The organism is Bradyrhizobium manausense (assembly GCF_001440035.1).
In the GTDB taxonomy this organism is placed as follows: domain Bacteria; phylum Pseudomonadota; class Alphaproteobacteria; order Rhizobiales; family Xanthobacteraceae; genus Bradyrhizobium; species Bradyrhizobium manausense.
Map to the genome: position 1 here is coordinate 5,934 of NZ_LJYG01000106.1, position 690 is coordinate 6,623.

Here is a 690-nt window from a genome sequence, read left to right on the forward strand (position 1 = left end):
TCGCGCGCACGAGCGCGGCGGCGCCCAGGCCGAACACCAGGATGGAGGTAGACAGCAGGATCGCGGCAAGCAGGAAGCGAAAGCCGGGAAGCATTGACGGGTTGTGAATTTCCGCCCCGGCGGCGTGTGGCCAGGGCCCATGAGCCATCTGAACGCGGTGACGGTACTGGTTGCCGCCTTCGCCACGCGGGGATTCGAGCTCAAATCGGTGGCGAATCAGGCTGATTCGACCATATCGCAACGCCTTCGTCCCGTTCCGTAAAAATCGGGGCTGATCACTCCGGCAATCTACGGCGGGGTGCGATTTTCACCCCGTGATGCAACGGGGCAACTGTGTGCGATTGCATCACAAATCGCTAAATCGGGCACAAATCAGCCTGTTATGTCTTGAATGTGCCGCTATCTTCGGTCATCTGGCCGTCATCGGCTCGGACGGGGCCCGGGGACTTACAAGAGCGATGATGATCAAACATTTTCTGACGATATGCGCTGCCGCAACAGTCGCTGCGGCGGGAACTTCGCTTGCACAGGCCCAGAGCTATCCGGTTCAGCAGGCGCCGAGCTATGGCGCTCCGGCCGAGTATCGGCCCGGTGACCGCACCCCGAATTTCGACGCGCTGGACGACGACGACGCAATGCCGCAGGCCTCGCTGCCGCCGCCCGGGCCGGCTGAGGATCCGCGCTACGCTC

The 690-nt window shown here is 62.6% G+C and carries 1 pseudogene; it reads left to right on the forward strand.

The features are described 5' to 3' along the window. Window positions 1–461: 461 nt before the first annotated feature. Window positions 462–690 (forward strand): annotated as a pseudogene (locus tag AOQ71_RS48790) (L,D-transpeptidase); the annotation flags it as partial.